Here is a 10,077-nt window from a genome sequence, read left to right as displayed (position 1 = left end):
AAGTAATGTTGTTATTCATCTCGATCCTTGAGGTGATGGTTGAATATTGGCGTCTCTTAATTTAAAGGAATGAGGTGAAGTGGGAACTCAATATGTATTGCAAGTTTTGTGAGTTGCTTGGTGAGTTTTGTTCGAGCTCAAATGAAAAACCCGCCAGTTCTAAAAAGAAGTGGCGGGTTTTATGTGTCACTGAAGTTTGAGCTTACTGCCCCGTAGGGCCCACTTCACGCAACGGCTTGCCACGCACCGGGGCGTCGCCCGCGACGTAGTACTTGGCCTTGCTGCGAGGCAGTGGCTGACGACCACGGATCTTGTCGGCGATTTTCTCGGCGATCATGATCGTTGGTGCGTTCAGGTTACCGGTGGTGATCAGCGGCATGATCGAGGCATCGACTACACGCAGACCCTGCATCCCGTGGACGCGACCCTGGCCATCGACCACGGCCATTTCGTCGGTGCCCATTTTGCACGAGCAGGACGGGTGGAACGCGGTTTCGGCGTGTTCACGGATGAACTTGTCGAGTTGCTCGTCGGTTTGCACTTCGATGCCCGGGCTCAGCTCGCGACCACGGAACGCGTCGAGTGCCGGCTGCTGCATGATTTCACGGGTCAGGCGGATGCCGTCACGGAACTCCTGCCAGTCTTGCTCGGTGGCCATGTAGTTGAACAGGATGCTCGGGTGCTGGCGCGGATCCTTGGATTTGACCTGGATGCGGCCACGGCTTGGCGAACGCATGGAACCCATGTGCGCCTGGAAGCCGTGCTCTTTCACACCGTTGCTGCCGTTGTAGTTAATCGCCACCGGCAGGAAGTGGTACTGAATGTTCGGCCATTCGAAGTCCGGACGCGTACGGATAAAACCGCCAGCCTCGAACTGGTTGCTGGCGCCGATACCGGTGCCATTGAACAACCACTCGGCACCAATGGCCGGCTGGTTGYACCARAGCAGCGACGGGTATAGCGAAACCGGCTGGGTGCACGCGTATTGCAGGTACAGCTCCAGGTGGTCCTGCAGGTTCTCGCCGACGCCTGGCAGGTCGTGAACCACGGGAATGTCGAGGCTCTTGAGCAGCTTGGCCGGGCCGACGCCGGAGCGTTGCAGGATTTGCGGCGAAGCAATCGCGCCGCTGCACAGCAACACTTCTTTGCGTGCACGGGCTTCAACAGGTTCTTCGGCGCTGCCCACCAGGTAACGTACGCCGACCGCACGCTTGCCTTCGAACAGAATCCTGTCGGTCAGGGCGTGGGTGACGATGTTCAGGGTCGAACGCTTTTTGGCGATGTCCAGGTAGCCGCGCGCGGTGCTGGAGCGACGGCCTTTAGGCGTCACGGTACGGTCCATCGGACCGAAACCTTCCTGCTGGTAGCCGTTCAGGTCTTCGGTACGCGGGTAACCGGCTTGTACGCCTGCTTCAACCATCGCGTGGAACAGCGGGTTGTTGCCGGCTTTAGGCGTGGTCACGCTGACCGGGCCTTCGCCACCGTGGTAGTCGTTCGGGCCGATGTCGCGGGTTTCCGCTTTGCGGAAATACGGCAGGCAGTCCAGGTAGGTCCAGTCCTCAAGGCCAGGGTTTTTCGCCCAGCCGTCGTAGTCCATGGCGTTACCGCGGATGTAGCACATGCCGTTGATCAGCGAAGAACCGCCCAGGCCCTTGCCGCGACCGCATTCCATCCGGCGGCCGTCCATGTGTGGCTCCGGATCGGTCTCGTAGGCCCAGTTGTAGCGACGGCCTTGCAGCGGGAACGCCAGTGCCGCAGGCATTTGCGTGCGGAAGTCGAAACGGTAGTCCGGACCGCCGGCTTCGAGCAGCAGGACGGTGACGCCTGCGTCTTCAGTCAGACGGGTCGCCAGGGTGTTACCGGCAGAGCCGGCCCCGATGATGATGTAGTCGTATTCCTGGGACATTGAATGCACCCTCTTTGAAGTTGGTCAGGTTCGGCCATGGCGAGCGCTGCGCACTCGATTCGCGAGCAGGCTCGCTCCCACATTGGAATGGGGTCCCTGTGGGAGCGAGCCTGCTCGCGATGACGGCCTCGCAGGCGAAGTAAATTGCGCCTTAGAACACCGAGGCGTAATCGCCCAGCTCGACCTGTACCGATTTGATGCGGGTGAAGTTGTTCAGCGAGCTGATGCCGTTCTCGCGGCCCACGCCCGACTGCTTGTAGCCGCCGACCGGCATCTTGGCGTCGGACTCGCCCCAGGCGTTGATCCAGCAGATACCGGCTTCCAGTTGATGAATCACGCGGTGAGCGCGGTTCAGGTCGCGGGTCACGACGCCGGCAGCCAGGCCGAACTCGGTGTCGTTGGCGCGGGTAGCCGAGCACGCTTTCCATGTGGGCGAAGCTGACCAGCGGGCCGAAGTTGGTGTTTTCGTCTTGCGGGTTGCCGACGCGGATGCGCGCAACGCGTTCCACGATCTTGGCTTCGAAAGCGGCTTTCAGGTGGCTCGGTACGAACACGCGAGTGCCGTTGGTGCAGACCTGGCCGGAGCTGTAGAAGTTGGCCATCATCGCGGTGTCGGCGGCGCGATCCAGGTCAGCGTCGTCGAAAATGATCAGTGGGGATTTGCCGCCCAGTTCCATGGTCACGTCTTTCAAGGACGAACCGGAAGCGCTGGCCATGACCTTCTTGCCGGTGTCGGTGCCGCCGGTGAAGGAGATTTTTTCGATGCGTGGGTGCTCGGTCAGCCAGGTGCCGACTTCACGGCCGCTGCCGGTCAGAACGTTGAACACGCCCGCTGGCAGGCCTGCTTCGGTGTAGATCTCAGCCAGTTTCAGGGTGGTCAGGGAAGTGACTTCGCTCGGTTTGAAGATCATCGCGTTACCGGCCGCCAGGGCTGGAGCGGATTTCCACAGGGCGATCTGGATCGGGTAGTTCCACGCGCCGATACCGGCCACGATGCCCAGGGGCTCGCGACGGGTGTAAACGAACGACGTGGTGCGCAGCGGGATTTGCTCGCCTTCGATGGCCGGCACCAGGCCTGCGTAGTATTCCAGTACGTCAGCGCCGGTAACGATGTCGACGTAACGGGTTTCGGAGTACGCCTTGCCGGTGTCCAGGGTTTCCAGTGCGGCCAGTTCATCGTTGCGCTCGCGCAGGATTTCAACGGCGCGACGCAGGATGCGCGAACGCTCCATGGCCGTCATCGCGGCCCAGATTTTCTGGCCTTTTTCGGCGCTGACGACAGCGCGCTCAACGTCGGCGAAGGTTGCACGTTGCACTTTGGCGAGAACTTCACCGTTAGCCGGGTTGATGGCTTCGAAGGTGGCGTCGCCGCTGGCGTCGGAGTAACCGCCGTCGATGTAAAGTTTTTGCAGTTCGAAACGGGCCATAGAGTCCTCGCAAGTGCATTAGTTATTGGCGTTAACCACTGGGCGTGCCGTACAGCCTGGGCACGTTGATCAGTCGCCGTTCAGGGGCCGAGCGGTTATGTGTGCTCTAGCAGCTCCTGTTTAGCCAGTTGGATATCCATATATTCGTAAGCGATTCGTTGCGCCTGCTCGGTGTCGAAAGCGTCTCCCGACAGCGCGCCGCGCAACCACAAACCATCAATCAGGGCTGCCAGCCCGCGTGCTGCGCTGCGTGCCTGATCAAGCGGCAGCACTCGGCGGAACTCGCAGCACAGGTTGGAATACAGGCGGTGATCGTTGATCCGCTGCAACCTGTGTAAAGACGGTTGGTGCATGCTGGTTGCCCAGAAGGCCAACCAGGTTTTCATTGCCGGGCCATTGACCTGGCTGGCGTCGAAGTTGCCTTCGATAATCACCCGAAGATGAGCCCGCGGGCTGTTATCTCCCAGCGCCAGGCGGCGCGCGGTGACGTTCTCGCTGAGGACGCTCATCAGATACCGCATCGTGGCGGCGATCAGGCCATTCTTGTCCTGAAAATAGTGACTGATGATGCCATTCGAGACACCGGCCAAACGGGCGATCAGCGCAATGCTGGCGTCCCCCATCCCGACCTGATCGACGGCCTGCAATGTGGCTGCGATCAACTGCTGACGGCGGATGGGTTGCATACCGACCTTGGGCATCTTGCACATCTCCTTAGGCCTCCCGGTGGGCGAAAAACGGCTACCGGATTGAGGGCCAGTCTATTTTGTTTTGATTGAACGTTCAATCAACAAAGAATAAGATCTGCGACAAATCGTCGCTGCCTACAGGTTTTTCCTACATGTGGTTGGCGGAAAAACGACATCCGAAAAATGCTCGAAACCCGCACAGGGCATGCTGCGAACCGATTTCAATGGACGCGTTGTATGGGCAAGACGCTCAGGGTCATGCGCTGCGTCATGTACGCGCGCGCGATCATCGAGGTCGGTTTTCAACACGGCTGCCGCGGTTTCGGGCTTTTTTCGGGGTGTCTTTATATCACCCGCAGGTCGGCTGCCAACTAACCGATTGGTCGGGTGCTGCTTTGCCTTGTGTCTTTCTCTCGCACTGCCTGGAGCATCTGTGCAATGAGTTCTGCCTCTCTTATAAAGACCCCACCCGAGAAGGTGGCGGTCAACGGCTGGGTGTTCTACACCTCGACCGCATTGATCCTGCTGCTGACCGCCATCCTCATCGCCGCGCCACAAGAAGCCGGGAGAATGCTGGGGATCGCTCAGGCCTGGTTGTCGCGCAGTTTCGGCTGGTACTACATGGTGGTGATCGCCGCCTATTTGGTATTCGTCGTCGGCCTGGCGTTCTCGTCCTACGGCAAGCTCAAACTGGGCAGCAAGGACGACACTCCGGACTTCAGCTATGGCGCCTGGGCCGGGATGCTGTTCTCGTCCGGTATCGGCATCTCGCTGCTGTACTTCGGTGCATCCGAACCGCTGGATCACTACTTCAATCCGCCGGAAGGCGTGGCGGGCAGCAACTTGGCTGCGCGTCAGGCGGTGCAACTGACATTCCTGCATTGGGGCCTGCACGGCTGGGCGATCTACGCCTTGGTCGGCTTGGCCGTGGCGTACTTTGCATACCGTCATAACCAGCCGCTGGCGTTGCGTTCGGCGCTGTATCCGCTGGTGGGCGAGCGTTGGGTCAAAGGCGCGGCCGGTCATGCGGTGGACGGCTTTGGCATGTTCGTGACCCTGCTGGGGCTGGTGACCAACCTGGGGATTGGTTCGCTGCAAGTGTCGTCGGGTCTTGAGAACCTGTTCGGCATGGAGCACAGCAATACCAACCTGCTGATCGTGATCATTGTGATGAGCACGGTAGCGACCATCGCTGCCGTGTCGGGCGTGGAAAACGGCATCCGTCGTCTGTCCAACCTGAACATCGTGCTGTTCAGCGGCCTGCTGATTTTCGTCCTGCTGTTCGGCCCGACCCTGCACCTGCTCAACGGCTTCGTGCAGAACATCGGCGACTACCTGAACGGGGTGGTGCTGAAAACTTTCGACCTGTACGTGTACGAAGCCGACAACGCCAAATCCGAGCGCTGGTTGGGCCTGTGGACTCTGTTCTATTGGGCCTGGTGGATTTCCTGGGCGCCATTCGTAGGCATGTTCATCGCACGTATTTCTCGCGGTCGTACCGTGCGTGAGCTGGTGGCCGGCGTGCTGCTGATTCCGCTGGGCTTCACCTTGGCCTGGTTGTCGATCTTCGGTAACTCGGCGCTGGATCTGGTGATGAACCACGGGGCGGTGGAGCTCGGGAAGACGGCGCTGGAGCAACCGTCCATGGCGATCTATCAACTGCTTGAGCATTACCCGGCGTCGAAGATCGTGATCGGCGTGTCGATTTTTGTCGGTTTCGTGTTGTTCCTGACCCCGGCCGACTCTGGCGCGGTGATGATGGCGAACCTGTCCTGCAAGGGCGGCAACGTCGACGAAGACGCCCCGCACTGGCTGCGGATCTTCTGGTCGGTAGTGATCACGCTGGTGACCATTGGGTTGCTGTTCGCCGGTAATTTCGAAGCCATGCAAACCATGGTGGTGCTGGCCGGCCTGCCGTTCTCGGTGGTGCTGGTGTTCTTCATGTTCGGCTTGCACAAGGCCATGCGTCAGGACGTGCAGATCGAGCAGGAACAAGCCGAGCTGGCGGCACGTGGTCGTCGTGGTTTTAGCGAGCGTTTGACCCAGCTGGACCTGCAACCGAGCCAGTCGATCGTTCAGCGCTTCATGGACAAACACGTCAGCCCGGCGCTGGAAGATGCGGCGGGGCAATTGCGTACTCAGGGTCTGGATGTGCAAACGTTGCTGGGTAAAGCCAAGCGTTGCATGGGCGTGCGGATCGAGATGGAGGAGGGCAACCCGTTTGTCTACGAAGTGAGCCTGGACGGCTATCTGGCTGCGCCGAGCGAGTCGCCGAACCCGGATGAAGCGCGCACGCGTTACTACCGCGCCGAGGTCGCGATAGCAGTGGGTCAGACAACGTTGATGTTGAATGTAAGACCCTCATCGCGAGCAGGCTCGCTCCCACAGGTCAGTGCACTAACAAAAACGCCGCGATCCTCTCGCGGCGTTTTTGTGTCTGCTGTCTTACCCCAGGTTCTTGCCGAGYAGCGCGTGGTACAGCTCGCTGTCGCCGAGAATCCCCACCACTTTATTGTTGTCATGCAGTACCAGCTTGTTGCCGGTCTGATAACGAATCTGCAGCGCGTCGCGCATGCCGATGTTCGAGTCCACCAGCGTTGGGCGACGGCCCAGGCCTTCCACCGCTTGCCCCGGTACCCAGTTCTGCAGGTCCAGGCTTGAGCCGTTCTGGCGTGCACCCTTGATGGTGTTGCCTTCGGCCAGGTCCAGCCACGAATCGCCGCCCGGATCCAGGCACACCGAACCGTTGATGCGTTTGCAGTTGTCCAGCGTGCGCATCAGGCTGCGACCGCACAGTACGTTCAGCGGGTTGGTGTGCGCGACGAAGGTCCGCACGTAGTCATCGGCCGGGTTGAGGACGATTTCTTCCGGTTTGCTGTACTGGATGATCCGGCCGTCTTTCATGATCGCGATACGGCTACCAAGTTTCAGCGCTTCATCGAGGTCGTGACTGACGAAGACGATGGTCTTGTGCAGCTTGCGCTGCAGTTCCAGCAGTTCGTCTTGCAGGCCTTGGCGAATCAGCGGGTCAAGTGCCGAGAAGGGTTCGTCCATCAGCAGGATGTCGGCGTCCATCGCCAGCGCGCGGGCCAGGCCCACACGTTGCTGCATGCCGCCGGAAAGTTCGTCGGGCTTCTTGTTGCGCCATTGGGTCAGGCCCACCAGTTCGAGCTTGTCATCGACCAGCTGGCGACGTTCCTTCTCGGGACGACCCTGCATTTCGAGGCCGAAGCTGATGTTCTCGCGCACCGTCAGCCAAGGCATCAGGGCGAACTTCTGGAACACCATGGCGATGCGCTTGGTGCGCATCATTTTCAGCTCGGCCGGGGTGCAGGAAGCGATGTCGATCTGGCGGCCTTCATGTTCGACGAACAGCTTGCCACGGCTGACCGTGTTCAAGCCGTTGATGCAGCGCAGCAGGCTGGATTTGCCGGAGCCGGAGAGGCCCATCAGCACGCAGATTYCGCCTTTCTCGATGTCCAGGCTGGCTTTTTCAACGCCAACGATTTGCCCGGTTTTTTTCAGGATCTGGTCGCGGGTCATGCCCTGATCCAGCAGCTTGAGGGCCTCGCGTGGATCCTTGGAGAAGATTACGTCGACCTTATCGAAGCGAATTATGCTCATGCGTCACCCCCTACTTTAGCTTCGGGTTGTTTGCAGATACGGTCGAGCATGATCGCCAGCAGTACGATCGCCAACCCGGCTTCGAAGCCCAGGGCGATATCAGCAGTGTTCAGTGCGTTGACCACAGGTTTGCCCAGGCCGTCGGCGCCCACCAGTGCCGCGATCACCACCATCGACAACGACAGCATGATGCACTGGGTGATACCGGCTGCGATGCTTGGCATGGCGTGGGGCAGTTCAATACGCGAGAGCAGTTGACGGCGCGAGCAGCCAAAGGCCTTGCCAGCGTCCATCAGTTCTTGCGGCACATCGCGGATGCCCAGGTAGGTCAGGCGGATAGGCGCGGCAATCGCGAACACTACCGTTGAAATCAGACCCGGGACCACACCCAGACCGAACAGGGTCAGGGTAGGAATGAGGTACACGAACGTCGGTACGGTCTGCATCAGATCGAGCACCGGACGCATCAGCGTGTAGAACATCGGTTTGTGCGCGGCGACGATGCCCAACGGCACGCCGATGATCACGCAGACAAAGGTAGCGAACAGAACCTGGGCGAGGGTTTCCATGGTTTCCTGCCAGTAACCCAGATTGAGGATCAGCAGGAAGGAGGCGATCACGAAAGCGGTCAGGCCCCATTTGCGTTGGATGAAGTGAGCCAGCAGTGCGATCAATCCGATCAGTGCCAGCGGGTTGAACCAGGTCAGCGCAAACGTCACGCCGTGGATCATCGTTTCCAGTGTCGTGGCGATCGCATCGAATGTGCTGGCGCCGTGTTGCGTCAACCATTCAACGAAGGCAGCGATGTACTGGCCTAAAGGGATTTTCTGATCAATCAGCATGGTAGTGAACGTCCGCATGCGAGGAAAAAAACAGCCCGGGCGAGCGAACTCGCCCGGCGTCAACGATTACTGTGCAAGCTTGGCTTTCACGGCTTCCAGGCCAGGTTTACCGTCAATGGTGGTCACGCCAGCGAGCCAGGTATCGAGTACCTGTGGGTTCTTTTTCAGCCAGGCCTTGGCAGCTGCTTCAGGCTTCATCTTGTCGTCCAGGATGTTGCCCATCAGCGAGCTTTCCATGTCTACGGTGAACTCCAGATTCTTCAGCAACTGGCCAACGTTGCTGCATTCCTGGGTGTAGCCCTTGCGGGTATTGGTCAGGACTGTCGCCGCACCGAAATCCGGGCCGAAATAATCATCGCCACCGGTGAGGTACTGGATCTTGAAGCGCTTGTTCATCGGGTGCGGTGCCCAGCCCAGGAACACCACGGCGGTGTTGCGCTTCTGAGCGCGGTCGACCTGGGAGAGCATGCCGGCTTCACTGGACTCGACCACTTTGAAACCAGCGTCTTTGAGGCCGAAGGCGTTCTTGTCGATCATACTCTGGATCAGGCGGTTGCCATCGTTACCCGGCTCGATCCCATAGATTTTGCCGTCGAGTTCTTTCTTGAATTTGGTTATATCGGCGAAGTCATGCAGGCCTTTGTCGTAAAGCGCTTGTGGCACCGCCAGGGTGTACTTGGCGCCTTTGAGGTTGGTGCGCACGGTTTCCACGGTGCCGGCATCGCGGTAGGCCTTGATGTCGTTTTCCATGGTCGGCATCCAGTTGCCGAGGAACACGTCCATGTTCTTGCCGTCGGCCAGGGACTTGTAGGTCACCGGAACGGAAATCATGGTGGTCTTGGTCTTGTAGCCCAGCGCGTCGAGCACGACGCTGGTGGTCGCGGTGGTGGCCGTAATGTCGGTCCAGCCGACATCGGAGAAGTTTACGGTGCTGCACTGCGCCGGTTCTGCGGCATGAGCCAGAAGCGGCAGACTCAGCATCGCGGCCAACAACAACGACGGGGAACCTATTTTCATGGGTGGACTCCTGAGTGTTTTTTATGGCGGTGTTCTGACCGCACTTATGAGTGTTGCGGTTGGTCGGCGTTATGAAGACTGCTCTACCACAGCGCCGTGCAATCGAGTCGAGACTGATCATGGACCAGTGAAATTCTGACGCCTACAGGGTGCGTCGTATCCAGTACAGGGATGGTCGCTTCCAGTGTCGGTGAGGTCGTTTACAGCTTTTTTCAGCGCTTTTTAGTCCTCTGAACTGTAAAAAAACGGCCAAAATATGCCGTCTGCGGCCAGCGGCGTTAGTGGACATGGGTACGTCGGTGTGAGACGTCGAACGACATCGCAAAAGCCCGATGATGGGTTATCTCGGCGGATCGCAGCTTGAGCGTAGCAGCTCCGTCACCGGGTGCTTTGACACCTGGAATCTGCTCATCGAGGAGTCTCGCAAGTCATGGCTATCAGTGTTTTCGACCTGTTCAAAATCGGTATTGGCCCCTCTAGTTCCCACACGGTGGGGCCTATGCGCGCTGCGGCGTTATTCGTCGAGTCGCTGCGCGAGAAGGGGCTGCTGGAGCAGGTGCACCGGATCGAGG

The 10,077-nt window shown here is 59.3% G+C and carries 7 protein-coding genes and 2 pseudogenes; 3 read left to right on the top strand and 6 right to left on the bottom strand.

What is annotated here, in order from left to right:
- Positions 1–202: 202 nt before the first annotated feature.
- From betA to betI, 3 genes and pseudogenes are all read right to left on the bottom strand, one after another.
- Positions 203–1,906: a choline dehydrogenase gene (betA, locus tag AC1DH9_RS24120; protein ID WP_477808904.1), complete on the bottom strand. Its 1,704-nt coding sequence runs from the start codon at positions 1,904–1,906 to the stop codon at positions 203–205.
- A 151-nt stretch (positions 1,907–2,057) separates the two neighbouring features.
- A pseudogene (gene betB / locus AC1DH9_RS24115) lies at positions 2,058–3,333 on the bottom strand (betaine-aldehyde dehydrogenase).
- A 95-nt stretch (positions 3,334–3,428) separates the two neighbouring features.
- Positions 3,429–4,034, bottom strand: coding sequence for a transcriptional regulator BetI (gene betI / locus AC1DH9_RS24110; protein ID WP_427533366.1), 606 nt, complete (start codon positions 4,032–4,034; stop codon positions 3,429–3,431).
- 225 nt (positions 4,035–4,259) lie between these two features.
- Here betI and AC1DH9_RS24105 point away from each other — a divergent pair, with 225 nt between their 5' ends.
- The gene (locus AC1DH9_RS24105; protein ID WP_185019776.1) at positions 4,260–4,397 is read left to right on the top strand and encodes a hypothetical protein; all 138 of its coding nucleotides are present in this window, start codon (positions 4,260–4,262) and stop codon (positions 4,395–4,397) included.
- A 120-nt stretch (positions 4,398–4,517) separates the two neighbouring features.
- Positions 4,518–6,008: pseudogene (locus AC1DH9_RS24100) on the top strand (BCCT family transporter); the annotation flags it as partial.
- A gap of 459 nt (positions 6,009–6,467) precedes the next feature.
- Here AC1DH9_RS24100 and choV read toward each other — a convergent pair.
- The 3 genes from choV to AC1DH9_RS24085 all read right to left on the bottom strand — a co-directional run bounded on the left by choV (position 6,468) and on the right by AC1DH9_RS24085 (position 9,505).
- The gene (gene choV, locus AC1DH9_RS24095) at positions 6,468–7,646 is read right to left on the bottom strand and encodes a choline ABC transporter ATP-binding protein (RefSeq protein WP_477808903.1); all 1,179 of its coding nucleotides are present in this window, start codon (positions 7,644–7,646) and stop codon (positions 6,468–6,470) included.
- The gene (gene choW, locus AC1DH9_RS24090) at positions 7,643–8,488 is read right to left on the bottom strand and encodes a choline ABC transporter permease subunit (RefSeq protein ID WP_427534632.1); all 846 of its coding nucleotides are present in this window, start codon (positions 8,486–8,488) and stop codon (positions 7,643–7,645) included. The genes choV and choW overlap by 4 nt, the downstream gene beginning before the upstream one ends.
- Positions 8,489–8,554: 66 nt before the next feature.
- A complete protein-coding gene (locus tag AC1DH9_RS24085) occupies positions 8,555–9,505 on the bottom strand; it encodes a choline ABC transporter substrate-binding protein (protein WP_427545110.1) in 951 nt (316 codons plus the stop codon).
- 430 nt (positions 9,506–9,935) lie between these two features.
- Here AC1DH9_RS24085 and AC1DH9_RS24080 point away from each other — a divergent pair.
- Positions 9,936–10,077 (top strand): serine dehydratase beta chain (locus AC1DH9_RS24080; RefSeq protein ID WP_477808905.1); only part of this gene is annotated, 142 nt, incomplete at its 3' end.

The sequence above is a fragment of the Pseudomonas sp. 05T35 genome (assembly GCF_056396605.1).
The sequence above is the reverse complement of the archived record's forward strand: the minus strand, read 5'-3'. Positions and strand labels throughout refer to the sequence as shown.

What these genes read in the sequence shown, in the direction of transcription:
- betI (WP_427533366.1), bottom strand. Translation starts at nt 4,034, where the DNA reads ATGCCCAAGGTCGGTATGCAACCCATCCGCCGTCAGCAGTTGATCGCA.
- AC1DH9_RS24105 (WP_185019776.1), top strand. Translation starts at nt 4,260, where the DNA reads ATGGGCAAGACGCTCAGGGTCATGCGCTGCGTCATGTACGCGCGCGCG.
- choW (WP_427534632.1), bottom strand. Translation starts at nt 8,488, where the DNA reads ATGCTGATTGATCAGAAAATCCCTTTAGGCCAGTACATCGCTGCCTTC.
- AC1DH9_RS24085 (WP_427545110.1), bottom strand. Translation starts at nt 9,505, where the DNA reads ATGAAAATAGGTTCCCCGTCGTTGTTGTTGGCCGCGATGCTGAGTCTG.